The organism is Mycobacterium sp. GA-1841 (assembly GCF_001954135.1).
Lineage (GTDB): Bacteria > Actinomycetota > Actinomycetes > Mycobacteriales > Mycobacteriaceae > Mycobacterium.
In genome coordinates this window covers 1-14,519 of sequence record NZ_MBEQ01000059.1, presented here as the reverse complement: position 1 = coordinate 14,519, position 14,519 = coordinate 1, and the positions used below count along the sequence as shown (strand labels likewise).

The window sequence follows — 14,519 nt, the reverse complement described above, 5'->3', positions numbered from 1 at the left end:
CCACGCCGATCCCATCGCGCCGGCTGACGGCCAACTCCCCACCCCCCCCGCCCGGCAGCTGTCGGCATGCCAGGACGGCGAGGCCGGGACGGTGGCCCGCATCTCCGATGCCGATCCGGAGATGTTGCGGTACTTCGACAGCGTGGGCATCAGCCTGGATTCCCATGTGCGGGTGGTGGCGCGGCGCGATTTCGCGGGCGTGATCTCGGTGGCCATCCAGAGCCCCGGTGGATCCCATGATGCAGCGGCCGACGAGGACACCAGCGTCCAGGTCGAGTTGGGCAATCCGGCGGCCGAGGCGATCTGGGTCGTCGCCTGACCTCCTGACGGCCCCGGCCCCCGCTTCGGGATCACCGCGATTTTTACCCGTGTGCCCGCGCCGATCCGGCACCAAGATGTCCTGTTCGTGACTGTCTCTCTGCACTGGTTTCTGCCCACCTACGGCGACAGCCGACTCATCGTCGGCGGCGGCCACGGTACGCCCGCAGGCGCTGCCGGAGGCGATCGTGAAGCCTCGATCGACTACCTGGCGTCGATCGTCCGCTCGGCCGAGCGGTTCGGCTTCACCGGCGCGCTGATCCCGACCGGGGCGTGGTGCGAGGACGCATTCATCACCGCGGCGCTACTGGCCCGCGAAACCACGTCGCTGGCGTTCCTGGTGGCCTTCCGTCCCGGCCTGGTGAGTCCGACGCTGTCGGCGCAGATGGCGGCGACGTTCGCCCGGCACGCGCCGGGACGGATCCTGCTCAACGTCGTCGTCGGCGGCGAGGCGCACGAGCAGCGGGCCTTCGGCGACCACCTGGACAAGGACGCGCGGTACGCGCGGTGCGACGAGTTCCTCGACGTGGTCCGGCGGCTGTGGGCCGGTGAGACCGTGACCCACAAGGGTCAGTACATCGACGTCGAAGAGGCGTCGTTGGCGCTGCCCCCGGCCCCGGTGCCGCCGCTGTACTTCGGCGGCAGCTCGCAGGCGGCCGGCCCGGTGGCCGCCCGGCATTCCGACGTGTACCTGACCTGGGGCGAGCCGCCTGCCGCGGTGGCAGAGAAGATCGAGTGGATCCGCGCACTCGGCGAGGAGCAGGGCCGCAAACTGCGTTTCGGCATCCGCCTGCACACCATTTCCCGGGACACCGCCGAGGAGGCCTGGGCTCAGGCCGACCGCCTGGTCGCCGCGTTGGACGAGGAGACGGTGGCGGCCGCGCAGGCCGGGCTGGCCCGCAGCCAGTCCGAGGGCCAGAAGCGCATGCTGGCCCTGCATGAGGCCAACCGCGCCAACGGCACCTGGAGTGACGCCCGCAGCCTGGAGATCGCCCCGAATCTGTGGTCGGGTGTCGGACTGGTGCGCGGCGGCGCGGGCACCGCACTGGTCGGCAGCCACACCGAAGTGGCCGACCGGATCGCCGAATACGCCGAGATCGGTATCGACGAGTTCATCTTCTCCGGGTATCCGCATCTGGAGGAGCTGTTCTGGTTCGGCGAGGGCGTGGTGCCGATCTTGCGCGAACGCGGCCTGTTCGGCGGCGGCGCACCGGCGGGCGCACCGGCCTCGATCCCGTTCGTCGGCGCACCGCGATGACCGATCTGGCCGACGCCACCCGCACCTCGTCGCCTCCTCTCACATCGGTCCAGGAGGCGCTGTCGGTGGCGGCTGAGCTCTCGAAGTCGTTCGCCGAGGGCGCCGGCGCCCGTGACGCGCACCGGATACTGCCGCACGAACAGGTGCAGGCACTCAAAGCATCCGGGTTGTTGGCCTTGTCGGTGCCGGCCGAGCACGGCGGGCTCGACGTGCCCATGGTGGTGTTGGCCGAGGTGATCCGGCTGCTGGCACACGGCGACCCCTCGATCGGGCAGATCCCGCATTCCCATTTCACGTTCCTGGAGGCGCTGCGGCTGCAGGGCTCCCCGCCGCAGCAGGCGTTCTTCTACGGGCTGGTGCGCGACGGCGCGCTGTTCGCCAATGCGCAGTCCGAACGGGGGCCGCATCCGATCGACGTCGACACCACGACGCTGACGGCGACGGCGACGGCGACGGCGACGGCAACCGGCTATGTGCTCGACGGTCGAAAGTTCTACTCGACCGGGGCATTGTTCGCCGACTGGCTGATCGTGCGGGCCTCGCACTCCGACGGTTCGGGGCAGGTGCCGACGGCAACCACGCCCAAGGGCATCGCGTTCGTTCCGCGGAACGCCACCGGAGTCGAGATCGTCGACGACTGGGACGGCATGGGTCAGCGGACCACGGCGTCGGGCACCGTCACGCTCGAGGCCGTCGAGGTACCCGCCGCGCACGTGCTCGAGTTCAGCCCGATCTTCACGCGTCCGACGGTGTACGGCGCTCGCGCACAGCTGCTGCATGCCGCGCTGGACGTAGGTATCGCCACCGCAGCACTGGAAGAGGCGGTGCGCCAGGCCGCCAGGGCCCGTCCGCATTTCGAGGCCGCGGTGTCCAGTGCCGTAGAGGATCCGACGCTGGTGCAGGTGGCCGGTGAGCTGACCGTGACCGTGCGGGGCGCGGCGGCCCTGCTCACCGAGGCGGCTCGGTCCGTCGATGCCGCCCGGGCGGATCTCACCGAGGACAGTGCCGCGGCGGCGTCGATCTCCGTGGCGGTGGCGAAGGTGGCGGCGGCGCGGGCGGCGGTGGACGCCGGCAGTGCCCTGTTCGAATTCGGCGGCACCCGTAGCGCGTCGGCATCGGGCAACTTGTCGCGGTACTGGCGCGACGCGCGTACCCATACCCTGCACGATCCCACCCGGTGGAAGATCCGCCACATCGGCAACTACACCCTGGCAGGCACGAAACCGCCCCGCCACGGCCAACTTTGAGCCGTTGCAGGTACGAGCGGTCGGGCTACAGCGTGGCCGGCCGCAGCACCACGACGTTCTTGGTGCGTGAGGAGCCGTCCTGCAGCAGCGCGATGACCTTCCCGTCGGGTGCGGTCGCTGCGTAGACACCGTCGATCCCGGCCGGTTTCAGCGGCCTGCCATGCCTGGTGTCCTCGGTCTCGTCCGCGGTCAGGTCGCGCCGCGGGAAACCGAGCAGGCAGGCCTCGTCGAGGGAATAGCTCAGCCGCGCCTGCTCGGCCAGGTCGTCGAGCGTGCGGGCCTCGTCGAGGCCGTAGCGGCCGACCTTGGTGCGGCGCAACGCCGTCAAGTGGCCACCGACACCGAGTGCCCCGCCGACGTCGCGGGCCAGGGCACGGATGTAAGTGCCCGAGGAACAGTCCACATCGACGTCGACGTCGACAAAGCCTTCGGAATCGTCCGCCCGCCGGACGGCGAGCACGTCGAACCGGTCGATACGCACGGGCCGGGCCGCCAACTCGACGGTCTGCCCTTCACGGGCCAACTTGTAGGCGCGCTGACCGGCGACCTTGATCGCGCTCACCGCCGAGGGCACCTGCTCGATGTCACCGCGCAGCGCCGCGACCGCGGACTCGATCTGCTCGTCGCTCACGTGTGAGGCTGAGACGTCTTGCACCACTTCGCCTTCGGCGTCTTCGGTGGTGGTACTTCTCCCCAGCCTGATGGTCGCGGTGTAGGACTTGTCGGTGGCGGTGAGCAGACCGAGGATCTTGGTGGCGCGCTCGATACCGACGACGAGCACGCCGGTCGCCATCGGGTCCAGCGTTCCGGCATGGCCCACCTTGCGAGTGCCGAACAGCCGACGGCACCGCCCCACGACGTCGTGACTGGTCATCCCGGACTGCTTGTCGACGATCACCAAGCCGGCTTCTGGTGCAGTGCTCACAGCACGATCGCCGTCAGCGTCACACCGTCGCGCACCGACCAACGACCGTCCAACGTGGTCAACGGCGGGCCGTGCTCGGCGGCGGGGTCGATCAGGATCTGCGAGCGGAATGTCCCGGCCGTACCGGTTCCGTCCACTCCGAACGTGATGTGGGCGTCCTCGAACCCGAGCCAGCGGTGCGTCAGGGGGTACCAGGCCTTGTAGGTGGCCTCCTTGGCGCAGAACAGGATTCGGTCCCAATGCAGACCGTCGGGCAGCCCGCCGAGTTCGGTGCGCTCCAACGGCAGCGAGATGGCACCCAGAACCCCGTCGGGCAGTACGTCGTGCGGCTCGGCGTCGATGCCCACCGAACGCACCTCACCAACGAGGCCGACGACCGCACCGCGGAACCCCTGACAATGCGTCAGGCTGCCGACGATGCCGTCGGGCCAGGTGGGTTCGCCCTTGTCGCCCTTGAGAATCGGCACCGGGCCCACCCCCAGCTCACTCAGCGCCTGGCGGGCGCAATACCGCACGGTGGTGAACTCGTTGCGGCGCTTGGCCACCGCCCGCGCCACCAATGCCGCCTCCTCCGGCAGCGCGGTCAAACCCGGTGGGTCGTCGTACAACTCGGCGGAGGCGAGGGCCTGAGGCCGCTCCGGCAGGACCTCGTCCAACAATGCGCCGCTCATCGTGCCACTTTCGTGTTCGCGCAGCTCATCCGCGCCTGGCCTTGATCCGCTCTTGCATCCGCTCCGCATTGGCCCGCATCTCGGCGGTGATCTGGAAGTGACCGCCGAACTCGTTGAGATAGCCGGGCGCATAGTTGGGATCCGGCAGGATCTGCCGCAACCACCGGAAAGGCTTGCGGCGGCGCCACTCCCGTGGGTAGCCGACCGACACCTCCTCGAAGCGCACGTCGTCATACCAGGTGGTCCGCGGGATGTGCAGGTGGCCGTACACCGAGCACACCGCGTTGTACCGGGTATGCCAGTCCTTGGTGGCCGTCGTCCCGCACCACAGCGAGAACTCCGGATAGAACATCGCATCGCAGGGTTCGCGGACCAACGGGAAATGGTTGACCAGAACCGTCGGGGTCATCCAGTCCAGGTCCTCCAGCCGCTTGCGGGTCACCTCCACCCGGTCGCGACACCAGGCGTCGCGGGTGGCGTAGGGCTCGCACGACAGCAGGAACTCGTCGGTGCCCACCACGTTGCGGTCGCGGGCGATCGCCAGCCCTTCGGCCTTGGTCGAGGCGCCCTCGGGCAGGAAGCTGTAGTCGTAGAGCAGAAACATCGGCACGATCGTCGCCGGGCCACCCTGCTCGGTCCACACGGGGAACGGGTGCTCCGGGGTGATGACACCCATCTGATCGCACATGTCGACCAGATAGTCGTAGCGCGACCGGCCGAAGATCTGCATCGGGTCCTTGTTGGTGGTCCACAGCTCGTGGTTGCCCGGTACCCAGATGACTTTCGCGAACCGCTTACGCAACAGATCCAGGGCCCAGCGGATCTCATCGGTGCGCTCGCCGACGTCGCCGGCGACGATCAGCCAGTCATCCGGCGAGGCCGGATACAACGACTCGGTGACCGGCTTGTTTCCGTTGTGCCCGGTATGCAGATCGCTGATCGCCCACAGGATCGGCTGCCGGTCTCTCGACTCGTGATCACTCAACACAGTTGCACCACCACAACGGACCAGCCTAACCGTGTGCCGGTAGTGCGGGCCGTTGACAATTAGAACAGGTTCTCGTTTATGGTCGAGTGCGTTGTGACCGACCGCTACACTCCCCGCAAGCCGGGGAACGTATTGCCACCAAACTGCGAGGGGGTGTGATGGCCGCCAAGTTGCGCCTGCTGTCGGCTTTAACGGCGCTGATTTCGGCCGCGATCGTGGTGTGGCAGTCGGGCCCGACCGGCAGCGCGGGTAACGGTCCGGTTCATCTCGACGTCACCGACCTCCCGATGACCAATGTGTCCACGACCATCAAATGGCCGATTGTCGACACGACGGACCCCTCCCCCTTCGACCCGTGCAACGACATCCCGTTCGATGTGGTGCAGCGGATCGGCCTGGCCTACACACCGCCTGAGCCCGAGGACAGCCTGCGGTGCCACTATGACGCGGGCAATTACCAGATGGCAGTCGAGGCATTCGTCTGGCGCACCTACGAGCAGACGATTCCGCCCGATGCGGTCGAACTCGACATCGACGGTCACCGCGCCGCCCAGTACTGGATCATGAAGCCCACCGACTGGAACGACCGCTGGTGGGTGACCTGCATGGTGGCGTTCAAGACCAGCTACGGCGTCATCCAGCAGTCCCTGTTCTATTCGCCGGTGCACTCGCCGGACCGTCCCGACTGCCTGCAGGTCAACCTGCAGCGGGCCCACGAACTGGCGCCGTACTACAAGTTCTGAGCCGTCGACGACTCGATCCGTAACCTGGTTCCCGTGAGCACATTCCACCGGTACGCCGGTAAGGTCGCGAGCCGGGTCCTCGGCCTGCCGCCGCACGAGACCGATTACACGGTGCGCCACGGGTTGCGGGTGCCGATGCGCGACGGCGTCGAACTGGTCGCCGACCATTACGCACCCGTCACCGACCGTCCCGCGGGCACGCTGCTGGTCCGCGGGCCGTACGGCCGCCGGTTCCCCTTCTCGCCGTTGTTCGCTCAGGTGTACGCGGCTCGCGGATATCACGTGGTACTGCAGAGCGTGCGCGGCACGTTCGGCTCGGGCGGCACGTTCACCCCGATGGTCCACGAGATGGCCGACGGCGCCGACACCGTGGCCTGGCTGCGTGACCAGCCATGGTTCACCGGCTGCTTCGCCACGGTCGGCCTGTCGTATCTCGGTTTCACCCAGTGGGCCCTGCTGGCCGATCCCCCACCGGAGATGAAGGCGGCCGTGATCACCGTCGGTCCACACGACTTCAGCGCGTCGGCCTGGGGCTCCGGCTCGTTCACCCTCAACGACTTCCTGGGCTGGAGCGCGATGGTGGCCCGCCAGGAGGACCCCGGCGTGGTGCAGGCCCTGGCTCGGCAACTGCGCGGCCCCGCTGAACTGGCCAAGGCCACCGCCGGTTTGCCGATGGGTGAGGCCGGGCGACGGCTGTTGGGCAGCGGCGCTCCGTGGTACGAGTCTTGGCTGGAACACCCCGACCGCGACGACCCGTTCTGGGAACAGCTGCGTTTCGACGAGGCCCTGCACCATGTCGACGTGCCGATCCTGCTGCTCAGCGGTTGGCAAGATCTGTTCCTCGACCAGACCTTGCACCAGTACGAGCAGCTGCACCGGCGCGGCGTGCCGGTGGCGCTGACGGTCGGCCCCTGGACACACACGCAGCTGCTGACCAAAGGTCTGACCACGGTGGTCGGGGAATCATTGGAATGGCTCGGCACCCATCTGGCCGGCACCGGTGAGACCAGCCGCAGCCCGGTCCGCATCCATGTCAACGGCCACGGCTGGGTCGATTTGGACGACTGGCCGCCGGTCATGCCGGAGCAGGAACTGTTCCTGCAGCCCGCGGGCCGGCTGGGCGCTACGCCCCCGTCGGAGACCGTTCCACCGTCGTCAATCACCTACCACCCCGCCGACCCCACCCCCACCATCGGCGGCCGGCTGTTGGCGGCCAGCGGCGGCTACCGCGACGACACCCGGCTGGCGCGGCGCAGCGATGTGCTGACATTCACCGGCGACCCGTTGCCGGCTGATCTGTATCTGGCCGGCACTCCGGTCGTCGAGCTGGCGCACAGTTGCGACAACCCATACCATGACGTGTTCGTCCGGATCAGTGAAGTGGACGCAAAAGGCCGCTCCCGCAACGTATCCGACGGGTTCCGCCGCTTGAACGGTCACACCGGGCCGATTCACCTGGAGCTCGACGCCGTTGCCCACCGGTTCAAGGCCGGGTCGCGGATCCGGGTACTGATCGCCGGTGGCTCACACCCGCGCTTTGCCCGCAATCTCGGTACCGCCGAACCACCGGTCTCCGGTTCTCGGCTGGTGCGGGCCACCCATACCGTGCATCACGGCTCTGGCGGGTTGTCCCGGGTCGTGCTGCCCGCGGGTCCGCTGCCGCCATCAGCCCACTGACCGACGCACTCGCTCGGCAACGTCGCGCAGCGCCACCTCGTCGAGCACCGGTGGGCCCCAGTCCGTCTGTACCGGCAGGTCGATCCAACTCTTGCATCCGGCGAATTCGGGGTTGCGGGTCAGCCGTACCGGTTCAATCAGTGGTCTGACTTGCACCACCAGCGCAGTGAGTCGATGTTTGGGGCGGAAATCGAGCCGGTCGGCCTGTATCGATTCGGCGGTCCAGATATGCAGATCGGCCAGTTCCTCGATCGCCTCGGGCCGGTTGACTTCCACGGCGGCAACGACTTTCGCCGCGGCCCGAATTGTCACCGCGTCCTCGGTGCTGTCCGCGGCCGACTGGTTCAGCAGATCGCGATGCTCGGGGCGGACCCGCTCGGCATGGCTGTGCGCGATCGTCGGGAACAACACGAACTCCGGCGCAGCCACCGAGAATCTCTTCTCGTGGATGCCGCCCTTGCGCAGCAGCACCTTCTGACGGCCGTCGAGCAGGGCATGCACGGCTGCGCTCCACTCCTTGAGCGCCTGGGTCACTGTGCGGCCAGCCGTGCCCGCACCTCGGGACGGCGCAGCGGCGGCACGGTCTTGGGTGGCTGACGGCGCGGCGCCAGCCCGTCGAGCAGACGGGTGGTGGTCGCGGTGACCTCGGCGACGGCCGCTTCGAACGCCTCGACGTTGGCTCCGGTCGGGCGGGTGATACCGCTGACCTTGCGCACGTACTGGCGGGCCGCGGCCTCGATCTCCTCGTCGGTGGCGGCGGGCTGGAGCCCGCGCAGCTCGGTGATATTGCGGCACATGACACCACGATAGGCGGCGGATCGCGTCACGATAGATTGATCGAATGAGTGATGACGTACTGCTGATCGATACCACCGACCGAGTTCGCACGTTGACGTTGAACCGGCCCCAGTCGCGCAATGCGCTCTCCGTGCAGCTACGCACGGAGTTCTACGGGGCGCTGCGCGCCGCGCAGCTCGACGACGATGTCGACGTGATCATCCTCACCGGTGCCGATCCGGTGTTCTGCGCCGGGTTGGACCTCAAAGAACTCGGCGACACCACCGAGCTGCCCGACATCTCGCCCAAGTGGCCGGCCATGACCAAGCCGGTCATCGGCGCCATCAACGGCGCCGCGGTCACCGGGGGCCTGGAACTGGCGCTCTACTGCGACATCCTGGTCGCCTCCGAGCAGGCCAAGTTCGCCGACACCCACGCGCGGGTGGGGTTGCTGCCCACCTGGGGTCTGAGTGTGCGGCTGCCGCAGAAGGTCGGGGTGGGTCTGGCCCGCCGGATGAGCCTGACCGGTGACTATCTCTCGGCTGCCGACGCACTGCGGGCCGGGCTGGTCACCGAGGTCGTCGCGCACGAGGAGCTGTTGCCTGCCGCGCGTCGGGTGGCGGCCTCGATCGTCGCCAACAATCAGGCCGCGGTGCGGGCCCTGCTGGCCTCCTATCACCGCATCGACCAGTCGCAGACCAACGAAGGCCTGTGGATCGAGGCGGCCTCGGCCCGCGAGTGGATGGCCACGGCGACCGGTGACGACATCGCGGCCAACCGCAGCGCGGTGATGGAGCGGGGACGCTCACAGGTGCGCTGACGACGCCCTGCCCACCGTTTGTCACGCTGGAGTGGCTGCCGAAGTCGAGCACCACTCCAGCGTGACGATGGCGGGCCGCGTTGCGCGCGCGTCACCCAGTCCCGGCCACCAACCAGCGACCGGAGAATGCCCGCCAGCCGACGAAGACCAACCGCAGCACCATGAACGTGCTCAACCCTGACCAGATCCCGAACAGACCCCAGCCGTAGACCAGCGACAACCAGATCAGCGGCAGAAAGCCCACCAGTGCACTGGTCAGGGTGGCGTTGCGCATGAATTTGGCGTCACCCGCCCCCAACAGCACCCCGTCGAGGGCGAAAACGATTCCCGCCACGGGCAATTGGGCGACCAGAAACCACCACGGCACGTCGATGGCTGCCAGCACCGACTCATCGTCGGTGAATATCGGCGGGAACACCGACGAGCCGACGGCGAACACCAGCGCCAGGATCACACCGGCCAGCGTGGAGAACAGCGTCACCCGCCAGGCCACGTTCTTGGCGTGGGCCAGTTGACCGGCTCCCAATGCTGCACCCACGAGTGACTGCGCGGCGATGGCGAGCGAATCCAGCACCAGCGCAAGGAAACTCCACACCTGCAGGACCACCTGATGGGCCGCCACCGCTGCGGCGCCGAACCGGGCAGCGACGGCGCCGGCCGATAGGAAGCAGGCCTGGAACGCCAGGGATCGCAACAGCAGATCGCGTCCCATGGTGAGCTGAGCGCGCAGCACCTCGGGTCGGATCTGGAGCGGGATCTTCTCGATCAGCAACGCCCGCACGAACAACGATGCCGCCACCCACTGCCCCACCACGTTCGCCACCGCGGAGCCCTCCAGTTCCAACCGCGGCAGCCCCAGCCAGCCGTACACCAGCAGCGGGCACAGCACGGCCGACACCGCGAACCCCAACACCACGTACCGCAACGGCCGCACCGTGTCCTGAACGCCGCGCATCCAGCCGTTGCCGGCCAACGACACCAGGATCGCCGGGGCAGCCATAATCGCGATCCGAAGCCACGGCAGTGCGGCGCCGGCGATGTCGGCGTGTCCGGCGATGACCGACAACAACGGCTCGGCCACGGCCTGCACGACGGCGATGATCAGCAATCCCAGCCCGAGGGCCAGCCAGGTGGCCTGTACGCCTTCACCGACCGCCGACGATCGGTCGCCCGCGCCGAACAGACGAGCCGAGCGCGCGGTCGTGCCGTAGGACAGGAAGGTGCCCTGCGAATTGACCAGGCCCAGGATCAGCCCGCCGATGGCCAGACCGGCCAGGCTGAGTGCGCCGAGACGCCCGACGATCGCGATGTCGAACAGCAGATAGATGGGCTCGGCGGCCAGCACCCCCAACGCCGGGAACGCGAGTCCGGCGATCCGGCGGGTGGTGGCCGGCGTGACCGGGACGTCGCCTTCCGGCTCAACCATGGCTAGACAAGGCACGCGCCCCTGACGCTGTCAGGCAAGCGCCTGAGTAAGCGCGTGCACGACGTCGTCCGTCGGACCTGCCGCCGAGTATCCGGCCGCGTGTGGGTGCCCGCCGCCGCCGAACGAACTGGCCACCGTGGCGAGGTTGAGCGACTTCGCCCGCATCGAGACCGACCAGTGTTGCGGCTCGATCTCCTTGAACACCGCGGCCACCTCGGCCTGCTGGGTGGTCCGGACGATGTCGACGATGCTCTCCACTTCCTCGGGCCGGGCGGTGGACCACTCGTCATGCGGCACCACCGCATACACCAGGCCGCGCCCGCCCACGGCCTCCGGCACGAGCCGGGCCGAGGCCAGGACCCGCGACAGCATCGGTAACCAGGCAAACGGATGGGTGTCGAGGAGCGCCCTACTGATCGAGGCGTTGTCCACCCCGAGCTCGACCAGCCGGGCCGCCAGCCGATGCGCCCGGGCAGTCGCCCAGCGGAACGAGCCGGTATCGGTGGTCAGGCCGGCGTAGAGGCAGTGCGCCACGCGCTTGTCGATGGGCTTGTCCCAGGCGTCGAGAAGTTCGGCCACCAGCATCGTGGTGGAGTCCGCCGTCGGGTCGACGTAGTTCGCGGTGCCGAACAACAGATTGGACGCATGGTGGTCGATGACCAGCACCTCGCGGCCCGGCCCGGCCAGCCCGGCGAGCGCACCGAGGCGATTGACGCTCGGAATGTCCACCGTGACAACCAGATCCGCGTCGTCCCGGATGGAATCCGGCGCCACCAGCAGATGCCCGCCCGGCAACGTCTGCAGGGATTCGGGCAGATCGGCCGGAGCCGCGAAGGCCACCTCGACCTGTTTGCCGGCGTCGTCGAGCACCTGCGCCAACGCCAAACCCGCGCCTATCGTGTCGGCGTCGGGATAGACGTGGCACACGACGCTGATACTTCTCGCGTCCGACAGCAGATCGGCGGCCGCGCGCGCATCGACGCGCAGACCGGAAGGGCGCCCGTCGGGAGCCCCGGAATGAGCAGTATCAGTCATCCGTTCGATCGCGGTCACCGGCATCCTCTGTGTCTGCCCCGTCGGCAAGCCCATCAGTATCCTCCGCCCCGCTCACACGGTACGGGTCGGCCTCGCCGGCGTGCGTGGCGCCCTCCCTGACCCGGGCCAGATCCGCATCCGCAGCCCGCGCCCGGGCCAGCAGCTCCTCCATCCGGTGGGCCGCGTCGGGCACGGTGTCCCGGACGAACGCCAGGGTCGGGGTGAATCGCACCCCGGTCCCGGCGCCCACCTTGGTCCGCAATACGCCTTTGGCCTTCTCCAGCGCCGCCGCCGCACCGGCATAGTCCGGTTCGTCGTCGAGCGACGATCCCATCACCGTGTAGTACAGCGTCGCGTCGTGCAGATCGCCCGACACCTTCGCATCGGTGATGGTGACCCCCGCCAGGCGGGGATCCTTGATCTCGTACTCGATCGCCGAGGCGACGATGGTGGAGATCCGTTTGGCGAGCCGCTTGGCCCGTGCCGGATCAGCCATGGCAGGCACCATTGTTCTTCGCGCAAGCGCTCATCACTAAGTACGTGCCTTCTCGACGAGTTCGTACGTCTCGATGACGTCGCCTTCCTTGATGTCGGAGTAGGTCAGCGTCAGACCGCACTCGTAGCCTTCGCGCACCTCGGTGGCATCGTCCTTCTCGCGCTTGAGTGAGGACACCGTGAGGTTCTGCGCGACGACGGTGTTGTCCCGCAGCAGCCGAGCCTTGGCGTTGCGACGCATGATGCCGGAGGTGACCAGACAGCCGGCGATGTTGCCGACCTTGGACGACCGGAAGATTGCCCGGATCTCGGCGCGGCCGAGCTCCTTCTCCTCGTAGACCGGCTTGAGCATGCCCTTGAGCGCGGCTTCGATCTCGTCGATGGCCTGGTAGATCACCGAGTAGTAGCGGATCTCCACACCCTCGCGGTTGGCCAGCTCGGTCGCCTTGCCCTCGGCGCGGACGTTGAACCCGATGATGATCGCGTCCGAGGCCGAGGCCAGGTTGACGTTGGTCTCGGTGACGCCACCGACACCGCGGTCGATGACCCGCAGCTCGACTTCGTCGTCGATCTGGATGCCCATCAAGGCTTCCTCGAGGGCTTCGACCGTACCGGCGTTGTCGCCCTTGAGGATCAGGTTCAGCTGGCTGGTTTCCTTCAGTGCCGAATCCAGGTCTTCCAGGCTGATCCGCTTACGGCTGCGTGCAGCCAGCGCGTTGCGCTTGCGCGCGCTGCGCCGGTCGGCGATCTGGCGGGCGATGCGGTCCTCGTCGACAACCAGGAAGTTGTCACCGGCACCGGGCACCGACGTGAAGCCGATGACCTGGACCGGACGCGAGGGCAGCGCCTCTTCGACGTCGTCGCCGTGCTCGTCGACCATGCGGCGGACGCGGCCATAGGCATCGCCGGCCACCACCGAGTCGCCGACCCGCAGGGTGCCGCGCTGGATGAGCACCGTGGCCACCGGACCGCGACCGCGGTCCAGATGCGCCTCGATGGCCACACCCTGGGCCTCCATGTCGGGGTTGGCCCGCAGGTCCAGGGCCGCGTCGGCGGTCAGCACGACCGCTTCCAGCAGCGCCTCGATGTTGGTGCCCTGCTTGGCGGAGATGTCGACGAACATGGTGTCGCCGCCGTAGTCCTCGGCCACCAGGTTGTACTCGGTCAGCTGCGCCCGGATCTTGGCCGGGTCGGCGCCTTCCTTGTCGATCTTGTTGACCGCCACCACGATCGGCACGTCAGCGGCCTGCGCGTGGTTGATGGCCTCCACCGTCTGCGGCATGACACCGTCATCGGCCGCGACCACCAGGATCGCGATGTCGGTGGCCTTGGCACCGCGGGCACGCATGGCGGTGAACGCCTCGTGACCCGGGGTGTCGATGAAGGTGATCGGCCGGACGTTGCCGTCCAGATCCACCTCGACCTGGTAGGCACCGATGTGCTGGGTGATGCCGCCGGCCTCGCCCTCGCGGACGGTGGCGTTGCGGATGGTGTCCAACAGGCGGGTCTTGCCGTGGTCGACGTGACCCATCACGGTGACCACCGGCGGACGCTGTTCGAGGTCTTCTTCGCCGCCCTCGTCCTCGCCGTAAGTCAGGTCGAAGGACTCCAACAGCTCACGGTCCTCGTCCTCGGGCGAGACGACCTGAACCTTGTAGTTCATCTCGCTGCCGAGCAGCTCCAGCGTGTCGTCGCCGACGGACTGGGTCGCGGTGACCATTTCACCGAGGTTGAACAGCGCCTGCACCAGCGAGGCCGGGTTGGCGTTGATCTTGTCGGCGAAGTCGCTCAGTGAGGCGCCGCGGGCCAGCCGGATGGTCTCGCCGTTGCCGTGCGGCAACCGCACCCCACCGACGACCGGGGCCTGCATGTTCTCGTACTCGGCGCGTTTTGCCCGCTTCGACTTGCGACCGCGCTTGGGCGCACCGCCGGGACGACCGAAGGCACCGGCCGCGCCGCCGCGCTGACCGGGGCGACCGCCGCCGCCACCGGGGCGACCACGGAAACCTCCGGCGGCTGCGCCACCGGCGCCACCACCGCCACCGGCTCCACCGCCGCGGTAGTTACCGCCGCCGCCACCGCCGGGACGACCGCCGCCACCGGCACCGCCGGGACGAGGGCCACCGCCCGGACGCGGGC

At 68.4% G+C, this 14,519-nt stretch carries 15 protein-coding genes; 6 read left to right on the top strand and 9 right to left on the bottom strand.

The annotated features are described in order from the left end of the window. The 3 genes from A5740_RS13905 to A5740_RS13895 form a co-directional block, all read left to right on the top strand. The coding region (locus A5740_RS13905; RefSeq protein WP_139335116.1) for a FeoA family protein at positions 1-319 on the top strand (319 nt) is incomplete at its 5' end. Positions 320-406: 87 nt separating this feature from the next. Continuing rightward, positions 407-1,576, top strand: coding sequence for an LLM class flavin-dependent oxidoreductase (locus A5740_RS13900; protein WP_076194917.1), 1,170 nt, complete (start codon positions 407-409; stop codon positions 1,574-1,576). Then, on the top strand, positions 1,573-2,823 hold the full coding sequence (locus tag A5740_RS13895; protein ID WP_076194914.1) for an SfnB family sulfur acquisition oxidoreductase: 1,251 nt from the start codon (positions 1,573-1,575) through the stop codon (positions 2,821-2,823). The genes A5740_RS13900 and A5740_RS13895 overlap by 4 nt, the downstream gene beginning before the upstream one ends. Before the next feature lie 25 nt (positions 2,824-2,848). On the opposite strand, the gene truB is transcribed toward A5740_RS13895, so the two are convergent. From truB to A5740_RS13880, 3 genes are read right to left on the bottom strand one after another with little or no spacing between them, the layout of a single operon-like run. Further along, positions 2,849-3,748: a tRNA pseudouridine(55) synthase TruB gene (truB, locus tag A5740_RS13890; protein ID WP_076194912.1), complete on the bottom strand. Its 900-nt coding sequence runs from the start codon at positions 3,746-3,748 to the stop codon at positions 2,849-2,851. Continuing rightward, the gene (locus A5740_RS13885; protein WP_076194911.1) at positions 3,745-4,419 is read right to left on the bottom strand and encodes a 4'-phosphopantetheinyl transferase; all 675 of its coding nucleotides are present in this window, start codon (positions 4,417-4,419) and stop codon (positions 3,745-3,747) included. Before A5740_RS13885 ends, truB begins: the two co-directional genes overlap by 4 nt. Positions 4,420-4,444: 25 nt before the next feature. Further along, entirely contained in the window at positions 4,445-5,407 is a 963-nt protein-coding gene (locus tag A5740_RS13880; RefSeq protein ID WP_076194909.1) for a metallophosphoesterase, read from the bottom strand. 158 nt (positions 5,408-5,565) lie between these two features. Here A5740_RS13880 and A5740_RS13875 point away from each other — a divergent pair, with 158 nt between their 5' ends. Beyond that, on the top strand, positions 5,566-6,150 hold the full coding sequence (locus A5740_RS13875) for a DUF3558 domain-containing protein (RefSeq protein WP_076194907.1): 585 nt from the start codon (positions 5,566-5,568) through the stop codon (positions 6,148-6,150). Between the two features lie 33 nt (positions 6,151-6,183). Then, the gene (locus A5740_RS13870; protein ID WP_076194906.1) at positions 6,184-7,827 is read left to right on the top strand and encodes a CocE/NonD family hydrolase; all 1,644 of its coding nucleotides are present in this window, start codon (positions 6,184-6,186) and stop codon (positions 7,825-7,827) included. Here A5740_RS13870 and A5740_RS13865 read toward each other — a convergent pair. Next, on the bottom strand, positions 7,816-8,361 hold the full coding sequence (locus tag A5740_RS13865; RefSeq protein WP_076194904.1) for a DUF1802 family protein: 546 nt from the start codon (positions 8,359-8,361) through the stop codon (positions 7,816-7,818). The two genes, A5740_RS13870 and A5740_RS13865, sit on opposite strands and share 12 nt — an antisense overlap. Next, positions 8,358-8,624 (bottom strand): DUF2277 domain-containing protein, encoded by a 267-nt coding sequence (locus A5740_RS13860; protein ID WP_039319118.1) that lies wholly within the window; start codon positions 8,622-8,624, stop codon positions 8,358-8,360. The genes A5740_RS13865 and A5740_RS13860 overlap by 4 nt, the downstream gene beginning before the upstream one ends. A 44-nt stretch (positions 8,625-8,668) precedes the next feature. On the opposite strand from A5740_RS13860, the gene A5740_RS13855 reads away from it, so the two are divergent. Next, a complete protein-coding gene (locus A5740_RS13855; protein WP_076194903.1) occupies positions 8,669-9,424 on the top strand; it encodes an enoyl-CoA hydratase in 756 nt (251 codons plus the stop codon). A 91-nt stretch (positions 9,425-9,515) separates the two neighbouring features. On the opposite strand, the gene A5740_RS13850 is transcribed toward A5740_RS13855, so the two are convergent. The 4 genes from A5740_RS13850 to infB all read right to left on the bottom strand — a co-directional run. Further along, positions 9,516-10,850 carry an MATE family efflux transporter gene (locus A5740_RS13850; RefSeq protein ID WP_076194901.1) on the bottom strand — a complete coding sequence of 445 codons (1,335 nt, stop codon included), beginning with the start codon at positions 10,848-10,850 and terminating at the stop codon, positions 9,516-9,518. A 30-nt stretch (positions 10,851-10,880) separates the two neighbouring features. Then, complete coding sequence (locus A5740_RS13845) at positions 10,881-11,885, bottom strand: bifunctional oligoribonuclease/PAP phosphatase NrnA (protein ID WP_076194915.1); 1,005 nt, start codon at positions 11,883-11,885, stop codon at positions 10,881-10,883. After that, complete coding sequence (rbfA, locus tag A5740_RS13840) at positions 11,878-12,381, bottom strand: 30S ribosome-binding factor RbfA (RefSeq protein WP_076194899.1); 504 nt, start codon at positions 12,379-12,381, stop codon at positions 11,878-11,880. The genes A5740_RS13845 and rbfA overlap by 8 nt, the downstream gene beginning before the upstream one ends. A 36-nt stretch (positions 12,382-12,417) precedes the next feature. After that, on the bottom strand, positions 12,418-14,519 hold a 2,102-nt coding region (infB, locus tag A5740_RS13835), incomplete at its 5' end, for a translation initiation factor IF-2 (protein WP_076194897.1).

Excerpts from the sequence above, each read along its gene's own strand:
- A5740_RS13895 (WP_076194914.1), top strand. The coding sequence starts at position 1,573 with ATGACCGATCTGGCCGACGCCACCCGCACCTCGTCGCCTCCTCTCACA.
- A5740_RS13885 (WP_076194911.1), bottom strand. The coding sequence starts at position 4,419 with ATGAGCGGCGCATTGTTGGACGAGGTCCTGCCGGAGCGGCCTCAGGCC.
- A5740_RS13875 (WP_076194907.1), top strand. The coding sequence starts at position 5,566 with ATGGCCGCCAAGTTGCGCCTGCTGTCGGCTTTAACGGCGCTGATTTCG.
- A5740_RS13860 (WP_039319118.1), bottom strand. The coding sequence starts at position 8,624 with ATGTGCCGCAATATCACCGAGCTGCGCGGGCTCCAGCCCGCCGCCACC.
- A5740_RS13855 (WP_076194903.1), top strand. The coding sequence starts at position 8,669 with ATGAGTGATGACGTACTGCTGATCGATACCACCGACCGAGTTCGCACG.
- A5740_RS13850 (WP_076194901.1), bottom strand. The coding sequence starts at position 10,850 with ATGGTTGAGCCGGAAGGCGACGTCCCGGTCACGCCGGCCACCACCCGC.
- A5740_RS13845 (WP_076194915.1), bottom strand. The coding sequence starts at position 11,885 with ATGACTGATACTGCTCATTCCGGGGCTCCCGACGGGCGCCCTTCCGGT.
- rbfA (WP_076194899.1), bottom strand. The coding sequence starts at position 12,381 with ATGGCTGATCCGGCACGGGCCAAGCGGCTCGCCAAACGGATCTCCACC.